General features: G+C 53.3%; 18 protein-coding genes. 3 read left to right on the plus strand and 15 right to left on the minus strand.

Annotation, left to right across the window (positions count from 1 at the left end):
- Positions 1-14: 14 nt before the first annotated feature.
- From L384_RS11565 to thpR, 15 genes are all read right to left on the minus strand, one after another.
- Positions 15-617: a fimbrial-like protein gene (locus tag L384_RS11565; protein ID WP_023324164.1), complete on the minus strand. Its 603-nt coding sequence runs from the start codon at positions 615-617 to the stop codon at positions 15-17.
- Between the two features lie 14 nt (positions 618-631).
- The gene (locus tag L384_RS11560; protein WP_023324165.1) at positions 632-1195 is read right to left on the minus strand and encodes a fimbrial protein; all 564 of its coding nucleotides are present in this window, start codon (positions 1193-1195) and stop codon (positions 632-634) included.
- Positions 1196-1221: 26 nt separating this feature from the next.
- The gene (locus L384_RS11555) at positions 1222-1791 is read right to left on the minus strand and encodes a fimbrial protein (protein ID WP_032610176.1); all 570 of its coding nucleotides are present in this window, start codon (positions 1789-1791) and stop codon (positions 1222-1224) included.
- Positions 1792-1829: 38 nt separating this feature from the next.
- Positions 1830-4424, minus strand: coding sequence for an outer membrane usher protein (locus tag L384_RS11550; RefSeq protein WP_023324167.1), 2595 nt, complete (start codon positions 4422-4424; stop codon positions 1830-1832).
- Positions 4425-4505: 81 nt separating this feature from the next.
- Positions 4506-5249, minus strand: coding sequence for a fimbrial chaperone (locus L384_RS11545; RefSeq protein WP_023324168.1), 744 nt, complete (start codon positions 5247-5249; stop codon positions 4506-4508).
- 85 nt (positions 5250-5334) lie between these two features.
- Positions 5335-5946 (minus strand): fimbrial protein, encoded by a 612-nt coding sequence (locus L384_RS11540; protein WP_023324169.1) that lies wholly within the window; start codon positions 5944-5946, stop codon positions 5335-5337.
- A 326-nt stretch (positions 5947-6272) separates the two neighbouring features.
- On the minus strand, positions 6273-6653 hold the full coding sequence (gene panD / locus L384_RS11535) for an aspartate 1-decarboxylase (RefSeq protein ID WP_003856284.1): 381 nt from the start codon (positions 6651-6653) through the stop codon (positions 6273-6275).
- Between the two features lie 31 nt (positions 6654-6684).
- Positions 6685-7536 carry a pantoate--beta-alanine ligase gene (gene panC / locus L384_RS11530; RefSeq protein ID WP_003856282.1) on the minus strand — a complete coding sequence of 284 codons (852 nt, stop codon included), beginning with the start codon at positions 7534-7536 and terminating at the stop codon, positions 6685-6687.
- Between the two features lie 11 nt (positions 7537-7547).
- Positions 7548-8339: a 3-methyl-2-oxobutanoate hydroxymethyltransferase gene (panB, locus tag L384_RS11525; RefSeq protein ID WP_003856280.1), complete on the minus strand. Its 792-nt coding sequence runs from the start codon at positions 8337-8339 to the stop codon at positions 7548-7550.
- A gap of 123 nt (positions 8340-8462) precedes the next feature.
- Positions 8463-8942 (minus strand): 2-amino-4-hydroxy-6-hydroxymethyldihydropteridine diphosphokinase, encoded by a 480-nt coding sequence (folK, locus tag L384_RS11520; RefSeq protein ID WP_023324170.1) that lies wholly within the window; start codon positions 8940-8942, stop codon positions 8463-8465.
- Entirely contained in the window at positions 8939-10336 is a 1398-nt protein-coding gene (gene pcnB, locus L384_RS11515) for a polynucleotide adenylyltransferase PcnB (protein ID WP_071785222.1), read from the minus strand. Before pcnB ends, folK begins: the two co-directional genes overlap by 4 nt.
- A gap of 42 nt (positions 10337-10378) precedes the next feature.
- Complete coding sequence (gene gluQRS, locus L384_RS11510; protein WP_023324171.1) at positions 10379-11269, minus strand: tRNA glutamyl-Q(34) synthetase GluQRS; 891 nt, start codon at positions 11267-11269, stop codon at positions 10379-10381.
- A 59-nt stretch (positions 11270-11328) separates the two neighbouring features.
- A complete protein-coding gene (gene dksA, locus L384_RS11505; RefSeq protein WP_001155232.1) occupies positions 11329-11784 on the minus strand; it encodes an RNA polymerase-binding protein DksA in 456 nt (151 codons plus the stop codon).
- A 176-nt stretch (positions 11785-11960) separates the two neighbouring features.
- Positions 11961-12665 carry a DNA/RNA nuclease SfsA gene (gene sfsA / locus L384_RS11500; RefSeq protein WP_003856251.1) on the minus strand — a complete coding sequence of 235 codons (705 nt, stop codon included), beginning with the start codon at positions 12663-12665 and terminating at the stop codon, positions 11961-11963.
- Positions 12655-13209 (minus strand): RNA 2',3'-cyclic phosphodiesterase, encoded by a 555-nt coding sequence (gene thpR, locus L384_RS11495; RefSeq protein WP_003856249.1) that lies wholly within the window; start codon positions 13207-13209, stop codon positions 12655-12657. Before thpR ends, sfsA begins: the two co-directional genes overlap by 11 nt.
- Positions 13210-13282: 73 nt before the next feature.
- On the opposite strand from thpR, the gene hrpB reads away from it, so the two are divergent.
- From hrpB to fhuA, 3 genes are all read left to right on the plus strand, one after another.
- Positions 13283-15712 (plus strand): ATP-dependent helicase HrpB, encoded by a 2430-nt coding sequence (gene hrpB, locus L384_RS11490; protein WP_023324172.1) that lies wholly within the window; start codon positions 13283-13285, stop codon positions 15710-15712.
- A gap of 144 nt (positions 15713-15856) precedes the next feature.
- Complete coding sequence (mrcB, locus tag L384_RS11485; protein ID WP_003856245.1) at positions 15857-18382, plus strand: bifunctional glycosyl transferase/transpeptidase; 2526 nt, start codon at positions 15857-15859, stop codon at positions 18380-18382.
- Positions 18383-18619: 237 nt separating this feature from the next.
- Positions 18620-20830 carry a ferrichrome porin FhuA gene (gene fhuA, locus L384_RS11480; protein ID WP_023324173.1) on the plus strand — a complete coding sequence of 737 codons (2211 nt, stop codon included), beginning with the start codon at positions 18620-18622 and terminating at the stop codon, positions 20828-20830.
- The last annotated feature ends 7 nt before the right edge of the window (positions 20831-20837 follow it).

Consider the following 20837-nt stretch of genomic DNA (forward strand, 5'->3'; position numbering starts at 1 on the left):
TCCTGTTCTGATTATTATTCGTAAGTGACGTCAACTAATACTTTACTGGTAACGACACCACCAGCCACTACGCCAATATTTTGATATCGGGCATAGAACTGATAATCCGTTAAAAATGCAGTATCCTGACCGCTTACGTCATAAGTGATTTTTGACGTGCCGTCGTTGTTTAAAACATTCTTTTTATATTTTTCAGAGAAAACGACGACGCCGACATTTTTTGCCGCGCCTGCGGCGGTATCATCACTTTTGAAAACCTGATTTTGTCCTGGCCAGAAACCCGACTGCGGCGAAAAGCTAAAACTCAGCTTTTTAGCCGTACTGCTGTCTCCATAGCAATCATCTACATGGATCTTAAAAGGCGTACCGCCTGCATCATCGGTTGCAGTAAAACGATCGCTACCATCCGGGTTATAAAACCAGCTGCGCATTACATTGGGGAGATAAATTTCGCCGTCATTTTCCACGGTCATCTTACAAGTGCTATTAACAATGTTAGCGGTAATATTTACGTCTAATCCTGAGCTTGCCTGGCCTACGCCAGGCAAGATGCCACCAGCCAAGCCCATAAGCAACACAAGACCGGGCTGGTATAAAGTAAACGGTGATTGTTGCATGCTGGTTCCTGGTATTATGGATAAGTGATAGTAAACGTGACTGGCGCATTAACCGCCCCCGCGCCTACTTCAGCAATGGTTTGGCCTTGTCCGATAACGATACGGGAATTCATCGGGAATTCACCGGTACCATCAGTAATGGTGACATCCTTAGCAGCCGGAGGCGTGTTGCAGCTCATAAGCTCGCCAGTATCTACAACACCCGACCAGATCTCAAAGCCCGTTGCTAAGCCGCCGGAGTAAGAATCACCCGTCTTGTTGACGCCACTGCATTCACCACCAGCGCCTTTCGCAGCGGACACCGTTGCCTTGGTTACTCCAGAACAGTTGGTGAAACTAATCTTGAGCGGCTCGACACGGGTTTTGTTCACCAGATCGGATTTGTATACGTCGCCGAACGCAATTTCAGTGGAAGCTGTGCCTGCATCGTTAAGTACTTTTGCGGTACATGTGCCTGATACAATTTTTGATTTAATCGTTAATTCGACACTAGGGGTGCCTGTAATAGCTGCGCTTGCCATTCCCGAGAACAGAAGGGCAGAAACGGACAGGGCGATAAAAGTAAAATTGAATTTCATAATGTTGCTCCGTTTTCCTGCACTAATCACTCGTAGATAAATTCAAAGGTCGCCACGGCCTGAAAATCACCTATGGTCATCCTGTTTTCCTGTGTTTCACGTAAGGTGGCCACCAGAGCAACTTCCTTATTCTGGATTTCTGTCGGACTCCAGACCAGGCGCTCGTTATCGTCCTCAGAGTTAATGATAAACGGGGCATCCGGTGCGCTGGCTCTGGCAATCTCAACAGCAGAGTAGTCTGCACCTCCGTCGATTTTTTGTATTTGGTTAATAAGGCCTGAGTACAAATATCCAGATCTTGTTCCCGATACTTTGGTTTTCAATGAGGTCAGTGATGCCGGGCATTCAACGAGCACAATTTTGAAATTGGCATTTGCCGTTCCGGCTTTGACATCATCTAAACGTACCTGTCCGTTATTACCGATAGTCAGCGTTTGCTGCGTATCTGAACCCGTATCGCCGACCAGTTTCATATCGCAGGTGGTTTCGCGGATATTGGCAGTAAAGTTAACATTGAGATCGGCTGCCGCAGCAGAACCTGACATCGCTAACATTGCTAATGCGATTAATGAATAACCGCAATGATTTTTCTTCATATTATTTCCCATGGGTGTGATTCCCTGTTTTAACATCATTACATTTGGCACTGTTGATTACTCAGAATCGTGGTTAAGCCTGCTTTCTTCGCATTTTCAGGAATCTGATAATGCACCGTGCAGGAGCTGGAACCATCGCTTCCCCATACCACCCGGAGAGCGCCTTTGTTTTCCACACCGCGTACATAAGCTTGTCCTGCCTGGCCTACCGTTCCGATAGATTCGTTTTTCTCATTCAGAACGTCAGCACCTAGCGGAATAAAGCCGTTATCAGAACGTTGTAATTCCAGAACAAGCGAACGGCCTTCATCCGTTTCAAAATTCACAAATACAACGGAGCCATTGCGAGGTACGGCAACTGCGCTTGTATTTTTGATTTCAACGTCTGCTTCGAGAGTGCTGATATCGAGCGATACTCGGTTTTCTCTGTAGGCTGACATATACGGCATAATCCCGTACCCGGAACTGTTAATGCGGCTTTGGCCGTAACCCAGCCGAGCACCCGTTGCGCCACTTGCTTTTACCAGCGCAAGTGAATCCGTTTCGCCGATACTGCCTGATGTAAATACAACGCCACCCGAGTGAACAACCATTCCGCCGTTATAACTCGCGGAATACTGTTTACTATTGTCATCGCCAAAGGACGCCGAGACACCGAGCGGCCCGTAAGGACTGTTCCATGAGCTATAGCCACTGACCTGGTTCAGGTTGCCGTAGTTGCCCCCGCTTGATGAGGCGCTAACGGAATAGCTCACTTCACTGTTTTTGGAGTTGCCGCTTGCCGTAGAGTTAAAACTGGTACCGCCTTTTAAATCAGTGCGCAGGCTCATGTTGACGTTATTAAATCCGCCTGACTGCGCGTTATCCTTATTGAATATGCTGAATGGAATACTGACGTTTAAATAAACGCTGTCATCCTTTTCCCCTGTTTCGTTGTACGTGCGTTGCACAGAAACGCTATAGCTACCGTAAGCAAAACTATTGTTGTAACCCACGCTGTAGTCGGAAGTGGAGCTGGAATCATTCCAGTAATCCTGCCAGGTACCGCTAATATAGAGTGAGCCGTATTCATCACCGTTAACATTCAATGGCTGGTTCAGGCTGATCTGTATCTGGTTTTTGGTACGCTGATAATCAGCATAAAGCTCGGCATTGCTGTCATAAGATCGATTGCCATATTCCTCGTGGTGAATACTGTCCTGCAATGAGGCGGCATCGTTAAGGCTGAGATAATCTTCTGTTGAGAAGCGATAAGCTGCCACGTTAAGAGATGTGTTAGTGGCTTCAAGCATTTTGCTGTAGGTCAGCCGATAACTCTGCCCTTTAAGCGTGTCCAGCCCGTCGATATCGGCATAGGACCCGGTAACATCTAAAGCGAATGCACCAATACGGGTATTCATAGCCAGACCAAGCAGGCCGGCGTAGAAATCCATATCCGTATATTGCGCACCCACGTAACCGGTAAAGGTATTATTCAGACCATACGCGTAAGTTGCGTAGCCAACGTTTGGCTTATCATGCAATGAATCATCATTCAGCTCACCTATACCCACATCCCAGCGGCTGGAGCCAGGGCGGAGCATTTGTGTAACTGAGGAGAACGGAACGGTAAACGTCCGTTTACTTCCATCGGCTTCCTCTACAGTGACAATCAAATCATTACCATAGCCTGTTGTACTGAGGTCATTGATCTCGAAAGCACCGGGTGGAACGGTGGTTTCATAGATTTTATTGCCGCTTTGCATAACGCTAACTTTGGCATTACTGTTTGCCACACCACGAATTACTGGCGCGTAGCCAGAGGTGCCTTGCGGGAGCATGCGGTCATCGTTATACATACGCGCACCACGCAGGCTCACCGAGTCAAAGACATCACCGCGTGTGTAGGAATCACCCATTACCATCTGTGCGTTAAGTGGTGTGATGTCTCGCTGGAGGTATATATCCTGGCTGGAATAATGTGTGCCATTATCACTGTCCCAGTTCAGACTGCCGCGAGAACGTAAACGCCACGGCCCCACGTTCAGGCCATAATGCAAGCCCGCATAAGCGGTATCTGAATTGGTGCCGTTTGACTCGCTGTGCCAGGTATTAAGATCGTATGAAAGTAATCCGGCCGGAACACCATTATCCCATAATGAAGGATCGACATACCCTGCTGGAAGCTTAAGCACGTAGATTTGCGGGAAATTAAGATCCATTTCCTGCTTGCTACTATCAAAATTTTCAGAAGCACCGGGATAATATTTTTTGATATCTACGCAAGACGTTTCGTCGTCTTTGACATCATCGCCTAATATGCTGGTATCAACGCCTGCCTGTGTCAGCGTGAGTTTAGTCAGACATGCTGAGGCACGTGGCGTTTTGTTATCAATGAATGCCATCTCGACCGTGGATTTTGAATTGCCATTCAAATTCACTTTTACACGGTAAGTACCTGGCAGAACTGGGTTGCCATAAGCATAACGATCGACATTGATACCTCCACCATTATCGATAAGGAACTGGTCATTAAATTCAATGGCCGATTCTGTTTCGGATGAGGTGTCTACAGCTTTTTTTTCAGTCTCGCTGGCATGCAGAGGAAATGCTGCACAGATTGCGAGACATAAAATTGATCGTTGAAATAGCATGCTTCATCCAGACAAGTCGTCGTATGAATGCTATGAATCATTCATACGTATTATATTTATAATGTGGCAGTGATGCGGTTATTAGTTTACTTTGCTTTCAAAAGTATCAGAGCCGCCATTGTCATTAATGGTTTCGTAAGCAACAGTGCCGGTGGCAGTACTACCTAAACCTTTTACCTGCATTATTTGAGTACTAAACGGTAAAATAGATTTATGCTCAACCTGGTACTCTTTATTTGCTGATTTCAGCTTTACATTTGAAATAGAAACGTTGTAAGGGGAATCATTGTGTGCAATCAGGTTTAGCGTATTACCTTGTTTTTGTTGCGACCACGTTACCCTGGCTGCTGCATTTCCTGGCGTACCTTTCAGGCCGTCAGGTCGGAAAAAGAGTTTAATACGTGTGCGGAATGCCAGCTGGAGCTGGTTAGGATTTTCACCGTCTTTCACTTTTGACTTCGGTGGAATCTCGAGCACATTGAACCAGAATAGGGATTCGCGATCTTGCGGCAATGAACCACCCAGGTACGAGATCCGAACGGATTGACCTTTTTGGGGATCAATTCGGGATACTGGTGGAGTAATAATAAAAGGAAGTTTTAATTCCTGTGGATTGGTGTCATCGCGACCGTCATCGAGCCATGATTGAACTAATAGTGGCTTTTTGCCACGGTTGTCTAAAGAAACGATGACATCTTTTTGCGACTGCTGATAAACAATACGTGTTCCCGAAATAACGATATCTGCGCTTGCCTGGAATGACGCGACAGCAGCAACTGTAAAGCAGGCAGCTTTAAATCCTTTATAAAATGATGTGCTTAACATTTTTCCACTTCCTGTTGGAATGATATCAATAGTCCCCTGACGTACGTCAGGGGATAATATGAGCATTTTATCTATGCTTTTAAAATTACTCGTAGATCATGGTGAATGCAGCTTGTGCCTGAACCACACCAGCTGACACTGGGTTGTTGGCCGCATCCCAGTTCTGACCTTGGGTATACGCTACACGGTAGTAAAGTGCGCCTGCGCCTGTGGTATCAATCGTTGCTTTCTGGGTATTGTTGGTCTGATCCAGTTTGATCTGATCGGTAGCGGAGTTGCCATCGTTTGACAGTACCAGATTGACGTTTTTAGCGGCGCCTTGAGTGTTTGATGGTGGAACCAGCAGACCGCCGGAAGTTGAAGAAGAACCCGCCCAGGAATCAAACTGAGCGGATGCCTGTTTGACGGTAGCAGAATCACAACCTGTCAGGGTGAGGGAGAATTTCTTTTCTCCCAGGGTGCTGGTGGTACCCAGCGCATTAGCGAAGTCTTTTACAAACACGGTATCCAGGTTAACGTCAAAATCATTACCATCCTGGTCAATCTTCTGATCCAGGGATACTTTACAGGTGTTATTAGAAACCATACCGTGGAAAGTAATAGTGCCTGTATCTGAAGGAATATCAGCTGCCATTGCAGAACCCGCACTCAGAACCATTGCTACTACAGTTGCCAGACCTAATTTATTAAAAGACATTTTTTATATCCATATTTAAATGCTAGAAAAGTGCACATAAGCAAGGCTTATGTTCGTTCCGAACAGATGCTTCGGGAAAAGGATTCTAAGTGATGAGTAATGGTTGTGAGAAGCCGTAAGATGTTAGAAATACTTAAACGATCTTTAAGCCAATGTGATTATTTAATAGTGAGTGATAATAATTGTTCATCATTTTGATGATCAGGTGTTCGGCAGGGTGACTTTAATATATTAATAAAAATATATAAAAAGAACGCTATTCATTTTAATTATGTATAAATTACCCAACCTATTTTTGCCGGGTAATTTATAACAGTACTATTGGCTTAGGCAACCTGCACCGGAATCGCCTTCGCGGTACGTTTCATCTCATTATCGCCTTCAAAGTAGGCCACTTTAGGCTGCCAGCGACGTGCTTCTTCGTCAGACATCATCACAAAGCTGGCAATAATGACGATATCGCCTACGTCCGCGCAGTGCGCTGCTGCCCCATTAACGGAGATGATTTTAGATCCGCGTTCAGCGGCAATCGCGTACGTTGAAAAGCGCTTGCCGTTATTAACGTTCCAGATATCAATAGCTTCGTTTTCGAGAATACCCGCCGCGTCGAGAAAATCCTGGTCGATCGCGCAGGAGCCTTCATAGTGCAGGTCGGCCTGGGTGACTTTCACACGGTGAAGCTTACCTTGTAGCATTTTGCGAATCATTACGTTTACCTTTCACTTCCGGGTAGTAAAACTACGCCAGTTCAACCACTTTGTTATCGATAAGGCGGGCCTGACCGAGCCATGCCGCCACCAGAATTACCGCACGCTTGCTGGTCTCTGTAAGCGCCAGAAGCGTATCGGCATCCCGAATTTGAACGTCGTCAGCACGAAGACCTTTCTCGTTCAGCGCCTGTTCAGCCAGAGCGATAATTTCTTCTGCGGTTAACTCTTTTGCCAGCAGTTGCTCTGCCATGGTATTCATGACTTTGCTTAAACCCGGCGCAATTTTACGCTGTTCGGCGGTCAGATAGCCGTTACGGGAGCTGAGCGCCAGGCCATCTTTCGCACGCACAATCGGTACGCCGACTATCTCAATGTCGTAGCCCATATCGGCAACCATTTTGCGGATCAGCGCCAGCTGCTGGAAATCTTTCTCGCCAAAACAGGCGATGTCCGGCTGCACCAGGTTAAACAGCTTGCTGACGATGGTAGAAACGCCACGGAAATGGCCCGGGCGGCTGGCGCCCTCCAGCATGGTCGAAATACCCGGCACATCGACGTAGGTCGATTCAGTGGTGCCCTGGGGATATACATCTGCGGGGGCCGGAGCGAAGACGATATCCGCATGACGTTTTTTGAGCTTCTCGCAATCTTCCTGCAAGGTACGTGGGTAGCGCGCCAGATCGTCTTCGCGATCGAACTGCATCGGGTTAACGAAGATACTGACTACCACAATATCTGCACGGGCTCTCGCTTCATCGACCAGCTTCATATGGCCGTCGTGCAGGTTGCCCATGGTTGGAACAAGGGCGATACGTTTACCTTCCTGACGTGCACGGCGGATATGCTGGCGCAGCAGCGGCAGAGTTTCTATGATTAGCACACCTGGACTCCTTAATGGAAACTGTGTTCTTCGCCCGGATAAACGCCGGACTCAACCTCGGCAATATACTGCCGCACAGCAGCACGCATGTCGCCTGCTTCTGTCAGGAAATTTTTAGCAAATTTTGGAATGTGGCCGCCGGTGATCCCGAAGGCGTCGTGCATGACCAGAATCTGGCCATCGGTGACGTTGCCCGCGCCGATGCCGATCACCGGAATCGACAGCGCCTCAGTGATACGCTTAGCCAGCTCAACCGGTACACACTCCAGCACCAGCAGCTGTGCGCCCGCGGCTTCCAGCGCCACGGCATCATCAAAAAGCGTCTGCGCCGCATCGCCTCGGCCCTGCACCTTATATCCGCCAAAGATGTTGACAGACTGCGGCGTCAGCCCCAAATGACCACAAACCGGCACGGCGCGTTCGGTAAGCATTTTTACCGTATCGACCAGCCAGGCGCCGCCTTCGATTTTAACCATATTGGCGCCAGCACGCATCACTGTCGCCGCATTTTCAAAGGCCTGTTCCGGGGTGGCATACGCCATAAACGGCAGATCGGAAAGCAGCAGGCAGGCGGGCGCACCCCGGCGCACGGCGCGGGTATGGTAAGCAATATCCTCGACCGTGACCGGCAGAGTGGAATCATGTCCTTGTACCGTCATCCCTAACGAGTCCCCGACCAGCATGACGTTGATCCCTTCTTCGGCAAACAGTTTTGCGAAGCTGTAGTCATACGCGGTGATAGTGGCGAAGCGTTTTTTTTCCTGTTTGCATTTCTGCAATAAGGAGATGGTGGTTGGTTTCATACTGTTTCCTGATGGCCCAAAAGCGAATCTTTGCGCATTCTAACAGTAACATTCGAGGGAACAATGATTTTAGGCAATCGATTAACCGCAAATAAGGAATGGTTAATCGATGCAGAGGCGGGATTACCAGCGGGCCGGTTTATCCGCGTTGAGATTTTGCAGAACGGCTTGCAGCGAGGCGCCGTCAGGGAAGGTGAGATCGGGCGTGACTTCAAACAGCGGCCAGAGCATAAACCCGCGGTTTTTCATGTCGTAATGCGGAACGGTGAGGCGTTCGGTGTTAATCACCTCGTGGCCGAAAAGCATAATATCGAGATCGAGGGTGCGCGGTCCCCAGCGTTCGGCTTTGCGGACGCGACCCTGCTGTAGCTCAATACGCTGGGTATTATCCAGCAGCGTTTCTGCGTCAAGGGTCGTTTCCAGCACCACGGCGGCGTTCAGATAATCAGGCTGATCCTGCGGGCCGAGCGGCGGCGTACGGTAAAATGAGGACAGCGCGACGATGCGGCTTTGCGGGATCTTCCCCAGCGCCTGCACGGCAGCGTTAACCTGCTCCAGCGGAGAGGCCAGATTGCTGCCGATGGCGATATACGCAAGGGTCATGCCGTGCCTTCACGACGCGGTGCGCGTTTGCGCGGGCGACGGTGACGACGGCGCGGTGCCGGCTCGTCATCCAGATCCGTAAGCATATCTTTCTGCTCTGGTGGTGCAGAGACCTGAAATTCTCCCCACCACTGCGCCAGACGCTGTAGCTCCTGGTTTCTTTCGACTTCAGCACGCAGAGAGAGCAAATCGAACGCGGCGCGGAACTTAGGATGTTCCATCAGCTTCCAGGCGCGTTTACCCTGACGGCGGGACATACGCAGCTGAAGCTGCCAGATATCACGCACCAGCGTGGTAATACGTTTCGGGATCGCCAGCGTGCGACAGCCTTCGTCCAGCACGTCGTTTGCCGCCAGCGCGAACGCATCATAATAGGCGAGACCACTCTCCTGAGTGATGCGCTGCGCCGTTTCCAGCAGCGGATACCAGAACATGGCCGCGAACAGGAACGCTGGATTCACGCGCATATCGTTATGAATACGGGTATCCGTGTTCTTCAGCACCTGTGCAATCATCCTCTCCATTGCGCTGTCACCGTTTTCGGTGAAGTAGCGGGTAATGGTCGGGAACAGCGGCTGGAACAGGTTGTATTCACGCAGCAAATTGTAGGTTTCAAACCCGTAGCCTGCCTGGAGCAGCTTTAACGACTCCTCAAACAGACGGGCAGGGGGGACGTCGTTAATCAGCGTCGCCAGGCGCGGGATCGGCTCTGCGGTTTCCGGACTGATACGCATGTTCAGCTTGGCGGCGAAACGCACGGCGCGCAGCATTCGGACCGGATCTTCGCGATAGCGCGTTTCCGGCGTGCCGATCAGGCGAATCAGGCCGTCTTTCAGATCCTGCATACCGCCGACGTAATCGCGCACGGTAAAATCCGCCACGCTGTAGTAAAGGCTGTTGATGGTGAAATCGCGACGCTGAGCATCTTCTTCAATAGAGCCGAAGATGTTGTCGCGCAGCAGCATGCCATTTTGGCCGCGCTGGGAAGTCGTGCGATCGTTGACGCCCGCTTCGTGGTGACCGCGGAAGGTCGCCACTTCAATGATTTCTGGTCCAAACATCACGTGCGCCAGACGGAAACGGCGGCCAACCAGACGGCAGTTGCGGAATAATTTACGCACCTGCTCAGGCGTGGCGCTGGTCGTCACGTCGAAATCTTTTGGTTTTTTGCCCAGCAGTAAATCGCGCACCCCGCCGCCGACGAGATAGGCCTCGTAGCCTGCTTTATTCAGACGATAGAGCACCTTGAGGGCATTTTCACTGATATCTTTGCGGGAAATATTGTGCTGCTCACGCGGAATGACCGACATGTGTGGCTGTGCAATAGCGTCGTTCGCCATGCTCTCTTCGCGGCTCAGCACTTTACGGCAAAAATTAGCGACTCGGGTAAAAATAGTACACCTCGTAGTGTGTTTTGTTATCAAAAAAGCGGCTAATCATAGCTCAGCGCAACGCATTTGAGAATGCTGGATTTTTGGCACGGCGATAAGCGCCCAGTCAGCAATGGCCGTTTTCAGCAATTCATCCAGACTCAGATCCTGCCATTCCTGCGTTACATTCTGGTTGAGAAATCGCAGCGCGTCGATCAAAACCGGGCGCGGATCGCCGTCAGGCAGCGCCGGGGCATGATTCTGTTTCGACAGCTTATTTCCCTGATCATTGACTGCCAGCGGCAGATGGATGTAATCCGGCACCGTCCAGCCAAACTGCTGGTAAAGCGATATTTGCCGCACGGTAGGCTCAACCAGATCCGCCCCGCGCACGATTTCCGTAACGCCCTGGAAATGGTCATCAACAACCACCGCCAGGTTATAGGCAAACAAACCATCACGACGGTGAATAATAAAATCTTCACGCGCCAGGCGTTCATCCGCCTGAATGGTTCCTGAGAGAACGTCGGTAAACTGCGTCACCGGAGAACGCTGTATCAGCCGTACGGCAGCATTCTCAGGACCGTTGTGCCGCGTACGACAGTGGCCGTCGTAAACGCCACCCACGCTTTGAATTCGCGCCCGCGTGCAGGTGCAGTTATAGGAAAGGCCCTGTTCAGCAAGCCACGCCAGACGTTCACGGTAGGCATCATGGCGTTGAGACTGCCAGAGTACGTCGCCGTCCCAGTGAAGACCGTAATGTTCCAGCTGACGCAGAATAGTTTCTGCTGCACCGGGAACTTCACGCGGAGGATCGATATCTTCAATGCGGACCAGCCATTGACCCTGACGGGCGCGAGCCTGTAGGTAGCTGCCAAGCGCGGCAATTAATGAGCCGAAGTGTAATTCACCGGAGGGAGATGGCGCAAAGCGCCCGATATAGTGAGATTCAGACATATCAACGGTAACAAGGCGGGAGAGACTCCCGCCTTAGCAGAGTAGTGAGAGGGCAGGCGTTAGCCAGCCATCTGTTTTTCGCGGATTTCTGCCAGCGTTTTACAGTCGATGCACAGATCGGCTGTTGGACGCGCTTCCAGGCGACGAATACCGATTTCAACACCGCAGGATTCGCAGTAGCCAAAATCTTCGTCCTCGACCTTCTTCAGCGTTTTTTCGATCTTTTTGATCAGTTTGCGCTCGCGGTCACGGTTACGCAGTTCGAGGCTGAACTCTTCTTCCTGAGCGGCACGGTCGACCGGGTCCGGGAAGTTAGCAGCTTCGTCCTGCATATGTGTAACGGTGCGATCGACTTCATCCCTGAGTTGATTACGCCATGCTTCAAGAATACGCTTGAAGTGCGACAGCTGGGCTTCGTTCATATACTCTTCGCCCGGCTTCTCTTGATACGGCTCCACCCCAGCGATGGCGAGAATACTCAGGGACGATGTTTTACGGTTTTGCCCTTCTTGCATGTTGCTTCTCCTTAACACGCACTATCGATCCCCGTGTTGGGGGAAAAATCAGGTCGCTATAAATAGCAGATGCTTTTCCGTATGGCAATTATCTAAACGTAACACTTGACAACCCTGTGAGGAAAAGCGTATTTGCGCACGCGGCCAGAACACTTATTAGTCAATCGTCTAATCCCTTATAAGACAATGGGAAGAGAGGATCTCAGAGTCATATTATCGGCAGAAAGTTCCGCTTTATAAGCGAAAATCTCTACCCCCTGCTTTTGTGCCTCATTCAACAATTGCGCGTATTTAGGATCAATATGACGGGCCGGGGAAAACCGTTCAATGGCTGAATGCAGAACCGCAAACAGCAACACGGCGCGCTTGCCCGCCGCCGCTACACTCATTAGCTCTCGCAGATGCTTCTGGCCACGTAGCGTTACCGCATCCGGAAAGAAGCCGTTTTCCTGTTCCGCTAACGTCACTGATTTCACTTCAATATAGCACTCAGGGCGGTCTTCCGCCTGTAACATAAAATCAATTCTGCTGCCTTCATCGCCATATTTCACTTCGCTTTTTTGCGTGCCGTAACCCACCAGTTCAGGAAGCATTCCATTTGTCAGAGCTTCCTTAACCAGCTGATTTGCGCGCAGGGTATTAACGCAAATAAATGCCCCGCTTTGCGTCTCGGTCATTTCCCAGGTATGGGGATATTTGCGTTTAGTATTTTCTGATGTGGAATACCAGACCGTGTCACCCGGCGTGGCGCAACCGGTCATGGCGCCGGTGTTAGGGCAGTGCAGCGTGAGCGTTTCGCCCGCAGGGGTGATCACATCAGCGAGAAAGCGTTTGTAACGCTGGATCAGCGTGGCGGGCTGGAGTGCAGGACTAAACTTCATCAGGATTCCTTAACGTGTCGCCCAGCGTCCAGCGCTGGAGCGGAGTATAGCGGGTGCGTCCTTGTACAAAGGCAGATTCGTACAGCGCAAATTCATTCACCTGAAAGGACCAGTGAAAGCCCGGTGGCGGGATGGCAACGGCCTGACCCGCATCGCGCAGCAGGGTAATGTGGGGATGAAACGGCTGCGGGCTCTGATAACAGCCGCTGCGCGCGGCCTGCGCCCGCAGCATGTTGGCGAGCTGTAGCAGTCCGCGAGGGGGCTGCCGCGTCCCCAGCCAGACCACCCGAGAGCGCAGCCATTGCCCGGCATCGTCAAGATGCAGCGTAAACCCCGGCTGCGAAATGCGTCCGGCCATTGCGCTTAACGCGCGCTGCTTTTCAGCGCTTACTTCACCAAGAAAGGCTAACGTCAGGTGCATATTGGCGGCGACGACGGGGCGGCCCGCTTCCGCGGGGAAGTGGCTGGCGCGCCAGCGAACAATCTGCCGTTGAAGCGTGGTGGGTAATTCAATGGCGAAGAATAGCCGTTTAGACTCAGACATGCGCAAGACTCGGTAATGATATGCGCCGATGCTACAATGTACGCCGATTAATGTTAACCCTCTGGAGCCGTAAGTGTCCTCTTTGCCCGTCGCCGTCGTCCTTCCTGAGCTTCTCGCAGCCTTAGAACATGCGCCACAGGTTTTGCTCAGCGCGCCCACCGGAGCGGGTAAATCCACCTGGCTGCCCCTGCAAATTCTGCGCGATGGGAACATCAGCGGGAAAATTATCCTGCTGGAGCCGCGCAGGCTGGCGGCGCGCAATGTGGCGCAGCGCCTGGCGGAACTGCTGAATGAAAAACCGGGTGAGACGGTAGGGTACCGGATGCGCGCCGAAACCTGCGTTGGACCATCCACGCGGCTGGAAGTGGTCACCGAAGGTATTCTTACCCGTATGTTGCAAAACGATCCGGAGCTGACCGGCGTCGGGCTGGTGATCCTTGATGAATTTCACGAGCGCAGCCTCCAGGCCGATCTGGCCCTTGCGCTGCTGCTCGACGTTCAGCAGGGGCTGCGCGACGACCTTCGGCTGCTGATTATGTCGGCGACGCTGGATAACGAGCGGCTCCGGCAGACGCTCCCTGACGCGCCGATGATCTCCTCTGAAGGGCGTGCGTTCCCGGTCGAGCGCCGCTATCAGCCGCTGCCTGCCCATCAGCGTTTTGACGAAGCGGTTGCCATCGCCACCGCCGAATTGCTCCGCCAGGAGCCTGGCTCGCTGCTGCTGTTTTTACCCGGCGTAGGCGAAATCCAGCGCGTACAGGAGCAGCTGGCATCCCGGGTGAACAGTGACGTTATGCTGTGCCCGCTCTACGGCGCGCTGCCGTTGGCTGACCAGCGCAAGGCGATCCTTCCCGCACCGGCGGGGCAGCGCAAAGTGGTGCTGGCAACCAATATCGCGGAAACCAGTTTGACCATCGAAGGCATTCGCCTGGTGGTGGACAGTACGCTGGAGAGGGTGGCCAGTTTTGATCCGCGTTCCGGGCTGACCAGGCTGCTGACGCAGCGCATCAGCCAGGCCTCAATGGTGCAGCGCGCAGGGCGAGCAGGGCGTCTTGAGCCGGGTATTTGCCTGCATTTAACCAGCGCCGAGCAGGCGGAGCGTGCGGCATTCCAGAGCACGCCTGAGATTTTACAAAGCGATCTCTCCGGACTGGTGATGGATCTGATGCAGTGGGGTTGCCCGGACCCTGACCAGCTCACCTGGCTTAATCCTCCGCCTGTCGTCAACCTTTCCGCCGCGCGCAGTCTGCTGACCCAGCTTGGCGCGCTGGAAGGCGAGCGACTGACGGCGCGCGGCCAGAAAATGGCGGCGCTGGGCAACGATCCACGTCTGGCGGCAATGCTGGTAGCAGCACAGGGCGACGATGAAATTGCCACGGCGGCAAAACTGGCGGCTATTCTTGAGGAGCCGCCGCGCGGTGGCGGCAGCGATCTGGGACAGGCCTTTTCACGCCATCAGGGAAACTGGCAAGAGCGGGCGCAGCAGCTGTGTAAACGCCTGAATTGCCGGGGCGGTTCGCCTGACAGCGATAAAGTTATCCCTCTGCTGGCCCAGGCCTTCCCGGACAGAATCGCGCGCCGTCGCGGGCTGGATGGTCGCTATCAGCTGGCAAATGGGATGGGCGCGATGCTGGACAGCGATGACGCCCAGACGCGTCATGAATGGCTGATCGCGCCGCTCTTACTCCAGGGCAGCCACTCCCCGGACGCGCGTATTTTACAGGCGGTTGCCGTGGATATTGACCTCCTGACGCGTGCCTGCCCGCAGCTGCTTCAGCAATCTGACATCGTGGAATGGGATGATACCCAGGGCACGCTGAAGGCGTTCCGTCGTAGCCAGATTGGCAAACTGACGCTCGGGACGAAACCGCTGGCGAAGCCGTCGGAGGAAGAGTTACACCAGGCGATGCTGAATGGCATTCGGGAAAAAGGGCTGAGCGTACTGAACTGGACGCCGGAGGCTGAACAGTATCGCATTCGTCTGCACTGCGCCGCGAAGTGGCTGCCGGAACAGGGGTGGCCAGCGGTGGATGATGAGACGCTGCTCGCGACGCTTGAACAGTGGCTGTTGCCGCAGATGAGCGGCGTACACTCCCTGCGCGCCCTGAAGGCGCTTGATGTTAAGGCAGCGTTACAGAATTTACTGGACTGGTCGTTACGTCAACGTCTGGATAGTGAACTGCCTGGGCATTACACTGTGCCAACCGGGAGCCGGATTGCCATTCGTTATCATGAGGATAATCCGCCGGCGCTGGCGGTTCGGATGCAGGAGATGTTTGGTGAGGCCACCACGCCGTCCATTGCTGAAGGCCGTGTGCCGTTAGTGCTTGAGCTGCTTTCGCCTGCGCATCGTCCCTTGCAGATCACCCGCGACTTGGGGGCGTTTTGGGCGGGGAGCTATCGTGAAGTGCAGAAAGAGATGAAAGGGCGATATCCCAAACACGTCTGGCCGGACGATCCGGCGAATACCGCGCCGACACGGCGCACGAAAAAATATTCGTAATGGGGAAAGTGCGGGCTGATGCCCTCACCCCGGCCCTCTCCCACAGGGAGAGGGAGAAACAAACTTTGAGAGATTTCTTCTTTCACTGACCTGTGCAAGATAAGAAAATCTGGCCTTTGCGCCTGAATGTTGCGGAGAAAAAGCATGGCGGGGAATGACCGCGAGCCAATAGGACGTAAGGGAAAGCCGACGCGTCCGGCGAAAGAAAAGGTAAGCCGTCGTCGCCTCAGAGATGAGGAGTATGACGATGACTATGAAGACGATTATGAGGATGAAGAACCGATGCCGCGTAAAGGGAAAGGCAAAGGGCGTAAGCCTCGTGGTAAGCGCGGCTGGTTCTGGCTGCTGCTGAAGCTGTTCATTGTTTTTGTTGTCCTAATCGCGATTTACGGCGTTTATCTGGATCAGAAGATCCGCAGCCGTATTGACGGGAAAGTCTGGCAATTGCCTGCGGCAGTGTACGGCCGCATGGTGAACCTTGAGCCGGACATGTCCATCAGCAAGAACGAGATGGTGAAGCTGCTGCAAGCCACGCAGTATCGTCAGGTCACGAAAATGACCCGTCCAGGCGAATTTACCGTCCAGGCGAAAAGCATTGAGATGATCCGCCGTCCGTTCGACTTCCCGGACAGTAAAGAAGGGCAGGTTCGCGCGCGTCTGACCTTTGACGGCGATCGTCTTGAAACCATTGAGAACATGGATAACGATCGCCAGTTCGGTTTCTTCCGTCTCGATCCGCGTCTCATCACCATGCTGTCGTCCGCAAACGGCGAACAGCGGCTGTTCGTGGCGCGTAACGGCTTCCCGGATTTGCTGGTGGATACCCTGCTGGCAACCGAAGATCGCCACTTCTACGAGCACGACGGTATTAGCCTTTACTCCATTGGTCGTGCGGTACTGGCGAACCTGACCGCCGGGCGTACGGTGCAGGGGGCGAGTACCCTGACCCAGCAGCTGGTGAAAAACCTGTTCCTCTCCAGCGAGCGCTCTTACTGGCGTAAAGCCAACGAAGCGTACATGGCCGTGCTGATGGATGCCCGCTACAGCAAGGATCGTATTCTTGAGCTGTACATGAACGAGGTGTACCTCGGTCAGAGCGGCGATAACGAGATCCGCGGCTTCCCGCTGGCGAGCCTGTACTACTTTGGCCGTCCGGTAGAAGAGCTGAGCCTTGACCAGCAGGCGCTGCTGGTGGGCATGGTGAAAGGCGCGTCGATCTACAACCCGTGGCGTAACCCGAAACTGGCGCTGGAGCGTCGTAACCTGGTGCTGCGTCTGCTGCAACAACAGCAGGTGATTGACCAGGAGCTGTACGACATGCTGAGCGCACGTCCGCTGGGCGTTCAGCCGCGCGGTGGGGTGATCTCTCCGCAGCCTGCCTTTATGCAGATGGTGCGTCAGGAGTTGCAGTCGAAGCTCGGAGATAAAGTGAAAGATCTCTCAGGCGTGAAGATCTTTACCACCTTTGATTCCGTGGCGCAGGATGCGGCAGAAAAAGCGGCGGTAGAAGGTATTCCGGCGCTGAAAAAGCAGCGTAAGCTGAGCGATCTGGAAACCGCGATGGTAGTGGTTGACCGTAACACCGGCGAAGTTCGTGCCATGGTGGGCGGTGCTGAGCCGCAGTATGCGGGCTATAACCGCGCAATGCAGGCGCGTCGTTCGATTGGTTCTCTGGCAAAACCGGCAACCTACCTGACCGCGCTGAGCCAGCCGAACCTCTATCGACTGAACACCTGGATTGCCGATGCGCCAATCTCCCTGCGCCAGCCTAACGGCCAGGTATGGTCACCGCAGAACGATGACAGACAGTTCAGCGGTCAGGTGATGCTGGTGGATGCGTTAACCCGCTCGATGAACGTGCCAACGGTTAACCTCGGGATGGCGCTGGGCCTGCCAGCCATCACCGACACCTGGCAGAAGCTGGGCGTACCGAAAGATCAGCTGCACCCTGTGCCAGCGATGATCCTGGGGGCGCTTAACCTGACGCCAATCGAAGTGGCGCAGGCGTTCCAGACCATCGCCAGCGGCGGTAACCGAGCGCCGCTCTCCGCTCTGCGTTCGGTGATTGCCGAAGATGGCTCCGTGCTGTATCAGAGCTTCCCGCAGGCGGAGCGCGCTGTTCCGGCGCAGGCGGCCTATATGACGCTGTGGACCATGCAGCAGGTGGTTCAGCGCGGTACCGGTCGTCAGCTGGGGGCGAAGTATCCTGGTCTGCATCTGGCGGGTAAAACCGGGACCACCAACAACAATGTCGATACCTGGTTCGCCGGTATTGATGGTCGTGAAGTGGTCATCACCTGGGTGGGGCGCGATAACAACCAGCCGACCAAACTGTATGGCGCGAGCGGTGCGATGTCGATTTACCAGCGCTACCTCGCGAATCAGTCTCCGGTGCCGCTGAACCTCGTTGCTCCGGAAGATATCGTCGATATGGGCGTGGACAGCTCGGGTAACTTCATTTGCGGCGGTGGCGTGCGTACGCTGCCGGTCTGGACGACCAACCCGGATGCGCTGTGCCAGCAAAGCCAGCCAGAAGAACCGACAGGTAACCCGTTCGATCAGTCTTCTCAACCTCAGCAGCCGCAGCAGCAACAGCCGCAGCAGCAGGAAGAGAAGAAAGACAGCGACGGCGTCGCCGGCTGGATCAAGGATATGTTCGGCGGGAACTAACCCTACTGATACCCCCTTCTCAGGAAGGGGGTATTTTTTCACCTCAGTAACTCATTTCCTTAACCCTGTTTACAATCCTTATTAACGACCCATTTTCCGTTGATTATTTCTTAAACCCTCAATTCTTGTAGGGCCGCATATCGCTTGCTATGCCGTCAGCGTTTCGCATATTATTCTGCGGTCATAATAATAATTCTCGTTTACGTTATCATTCACCTTTTCCATCAGAGATCCATCATGGCGCTTTCCAATACTGCTCAGCCAATTAACACGTCGCTGCGTAAACTCACAGTCGTCGTAGCCACAGCGGTTGCCGGCATGCCTGCTTACGCACAGGCCGCTGAAACCCCCAAGAAAGAAGAAACCATCACCGTGACTGCCGCACCGGCTGCACAGGAAAGTGCCTGGGGTCCTGCACCGACGATTGCAGCAAAGCGCACTGCAACGGCGACGAAAACCGATACACCGATCGAGAAAACCCCGCAGTCTATTTCCGTGGTTACACGTGAAGAGATGGACATGAAACAGCCGGGAACGGTTAAACAGGCGCTGGCCTATACCCCAAGCGTTTTCGCAACGCGCGGCGCATCAACAACTTACGATGTGGTTTCGATTCGTGGTTTCACGACCTCCAGCACCGTGAATACCAACCAGTATCTGGATGGTATGAAGTTGCAGGGAGACAACTACTCTGAAGCGTCCATGGACCCGTACTTCCTTGAGCGCGTAGAGCTGCTGCGTGGCCCGACGTCTGTACTGTATGGCAAAAGCCATCCTGGCGGCGTAGTGAGTATGGTCAGCAAGCGTCCAACTACGGAACCGTTGAAAGAAATTCAGTTCAAAATGGGGACGGATAACCTCTGGCAGACCGGGTTTGATTTCAGCGACGCGATTGACGATGACGGCGTGTGGTCCTACCGTCTGACCGGTCTGGGGCGCAGTGAAAATGCGCAGCAGGAAATGGTGAAGTCTACTCGTTACGCGATTGCGCCGTCTTTCAGCTGGCGTCCTGATGATAAAACCGATTTCACTTTCCTGAGCAACTTCCAGAGCGATCCGGATGCGGGTTACTACGGCTGGCTGCCGCGTGAAGGTACCGTTGTGCCTTACTATGATGCTAACGGAAAAGCGCACAAACTGCCGACCGACTTCAACGAAGGCGATGAAGACAATAAGATCTCCCGTCGTCAGAAAATGGTGGGTTACAGCTTCGCGCATGAATTCAACGACACCTTCACCGTGCGTCAGAACCTGCGTTATACCAAAATCAACACGCTTTACCGTTCAGTTTACGGTAACGGCTATATCGCCCCGGCCCAGATCAGCCGCGCGTACGTGCGCTCAGATGAAGACCTCAACTCGTTCACGGTTGATACACAGCTCCAGTCGAAATTCGCGACCGGCGCCGTTGACCATACCCTGCTGACGGGTGTGGATTACCTTCGTATGCGCAATGACATTGATGCTGACTACGGTACCGCCGATCCGATCAGCATGAACAATCCGCAGCACGGCAATGCGAACGTTAATGTGAACTTCCCGTATGCCATGCTCAATCGCCAGGAGCAGACCGGGCTCTATGCGCAGGATCAGGCGGAATGGGATAAGTGGGTACTCACCCTGGGTGGCCGCTATGACTTTGCGAAAACGTCTGCCTTTAACCGTAATAACGGAACCACCGCGGAAATTAACGATCAGGCATTTACCTGGCGCGGGGGGATTAACTACCTGTTCGACAACGGGATTACACCATACTTCAGCTACAGTGAATCTTTCGAACCGCTCTCTGGCACTACTCAGGGTGGTAAACCGTTCGATCCGGCACGCGGCAAGCAATATGAAGCGGGCGTGAAGTATGTTCCAAAAGATCTGCCTGTTGTGGTGACGGCAGCGGTATACCAGCTGACCAAGAACAATAACCTGACCGCCGATCCGGCGAACCCGACCAGCGGCTTTAGCGTGCAGGGCGGTGAAATTCGCTCCCGTGGCTTTGAGCTGGAAGCGAAAGCGGCGGTGTCGGCTAACGTGAACGTGACGGCGGCCTACAGCTACACCGATGCGGAATACACCCACGATACCTGGTATGAAGGTCGTCGTCCGGCAGAAGTACCGCGCAACATGGCATCCCTCTGGGCGGATTACACCTTCCACGAGACGGCGCTGAGTGGCCTGACCGTCGGTGCAGGCGCGCGTTACATCGGTAACACGGTGACGTACTACTCCTCAGCGTCGCCTAAAGCCTATGAGTCCTTTAACGTCGCGGGTTATGCCCTGGCGGATGCGACCGTGAAATACGATCTGGCGCGCTTCGGTCTGCCGGGCTCTTCCGTCGGCGTCAACGTGAACAACATCTTTGACCGTGAATACGTCTCCAGCTGCTACAGCGAGTATGCATGCTACTGGGGAGCAGGACGCCAGGTTGTTGCCACGGCGACCTTCCGCTTCTAACCTCTTT

This window comes from Enterobacter sp. MGH 38 (assembly GCF_000492855.1).
GTDB classification, from domain to species: Bacteria; Pseudomonadota; Gammaproteobacteria; order Enterobacterales; family Enterobacteriaceae; genus Enterobacter; species Enterobacter hormaechei_C.

Bases quoted from the DNA above. Each gene is read 5' to 3' on its own strand.
- L384_RS11565 (WP_023324164.1), bottom strand. From the start codon at position 617: ATGCAACAATCACCGTTTACTTTATACCAGCCCGGTCTTGTGTTGCTT.
- L384_RS11560 (WP_023324165.1), bottom strand. From the start codon at position 1,195: ATGAAATTCAATTTTACTTTTATCGCCCTGTCCGTTTCTGCCCTTCTG.
- L384_RS11555 (WP_032610176.1), bottom strand. From the start codon at position 1,791: ATGAAGAAAAATCATTGCGGTTATTCATTAATCGCATTAGCAATGTTA.
- L384_RS11550 (WP_023324167.1), bottom strand. From the start codon at position 4,424: ATGCTATTTCAACGATCAATTTTATGTCTCGCAATCTGTGCAGCATTT.
- L384_RS11545 (WP_023324168.1), bottom strand. From the start codon at position 5,249: ATGTTAAGCACATCATTTTATAAAGGATTTAAAGCTGCCTGCTTTACA.
- L384_RS11540 (WP_023324169.1), bottom strand. From the start codon at position 5,946: ATGTCTTTTAATAAATTAGGTCTGGCAACTGTAGTAGCAATGGTTCTG.
- panD (WP_003856284.1), bottom strand. From the start codon at position 6,653: ATGATTCGCAAAATGCTACAAGGTAAGCTTCACCGTGTGAAAGTCACC.
- panB (WP_003856280.1), bottom strand. From the start codon at position 8,339: ATGAAACCAACCACCATCTCCTTATTGCAGAAATGCAAACAGGAAAAA.
- folK (WP_023324170.1), bottom strand. From the start codon at position 8,942: ATGACCCTTGCGTATATCGCCATCGGCAGCAATCTGGCCTCTCCGCTG.
- gluQRS (WP_023324171.1), bottom strand. From the start codon at position 11,269: ATGTCTGAATCTCACTATATCGGGCGCTTTGCGCCATCTCCCTCCGGT.
- dksA (WP_001155232.1), bottom strand. From the start codon at position 11,784: ATGCAAGAAGGGCAAAACCGTAAAACATCGTCCCTGAGTATTCTCGCC.
- sfsA (WP_003856251.1), bottom strand. From the start codon at position 12,665: ATGAAGTTTAGTCCTGCACTCCAGCCCGCCACGCTGATCCAGCGTTAC.
- thpR (WP_003856249.1), bottom strand. From the start codon at position 13,209: ATGTCTGAGTCTAAACGGCTATTCTTCGCCATTGAATTACCCACCACG.
- mrcB (WP_003856245.1), top strand. From the start codon at position 15,857: ATGGCGGGGAATGACCGCGAGCCAATAGGACGTAAGGGAAAGCCGACG.
- fhuA (WP_023324173.1), top strand. From the start codon at position 18,620: ATGGCGCTTTCCAATACTGCTCAGCCAATTAACACGTCGCTGCGTAAA.